This is a genomic window from Aeromonas australiensis (genome assembly GCF_000819725.1).
In the GTDB taxonomy this organism is placed as follows: domain Bacteria; phylum Pseudomonadota; class Gammaproteobacteria; order Enterobacterales; family Aeromonadaceae; genus Aeromonas; species Aeromonas australiensis.
In genome coordinates this window covers 1-512 of the sequence record NZ_CDDH01000007.1, presented here as the reverse complement: position 1 = coordinate 512, position 512 = coordinate 1, and the positions used below count along the sequence as shown (strand labels likewise).

The following is a 512-nucleotide window of genomic DNA, read 5'->3' as shown; positions in this document are numbered from 1 at the left end:
CGGTCATATCCTGGGGCAGGGCAAACATGAAGAGGCAGCCCATATCGCCACCGACAGCCTGTTTCTGGCGGTGATCATGGTGGCCCTGCTCTCCGCGGGGGGCGCCCTCACCATCACCCCCCTGTTTACCCTGCTGGGGGCCAGTGCCGAGCTTATCTCTCTCATTCATGACTACATGCTGATCTGGTATCTCACCGTCCCCTTGCTGGTGTTGCCCATGGTGGGCAATGCCGCCATCCGGGCGACCGGCGATACAAAAACTCCCAGTCTGGTGATGGCAGTAGCCGGGCTAGTCAACGGGGTACTGGATCCTCTGCTCATCTTCGGTATCGGCCCCTTTCCCGAATGGGGGATCCGCGGGGCCGCCATCGCCACCTCTATCTCCTGGTTGATGGCGATGCTGGTCAGCCTCCATATCCTGCGTCATCGGGAGGGCTTGCTGCTGTGGCGCCTCTCGCCGCGGGCCCGGTTGCTGACCCACTGGCGGGCCTTGCTCCATGTAGCCATCCCCG

General features: G+C 62.9%; 1 protein-coding gene. It reads left to right on the top strand.

The features are described 5' to 3' along the window. A partial coding sequence (locus BN1117_RS01400) for an MATE family efflux transporter (RefSeq protein WP_040094316.1) occupies positions 1 to 512 on the top strand: 512 nt, incomplete at both ends.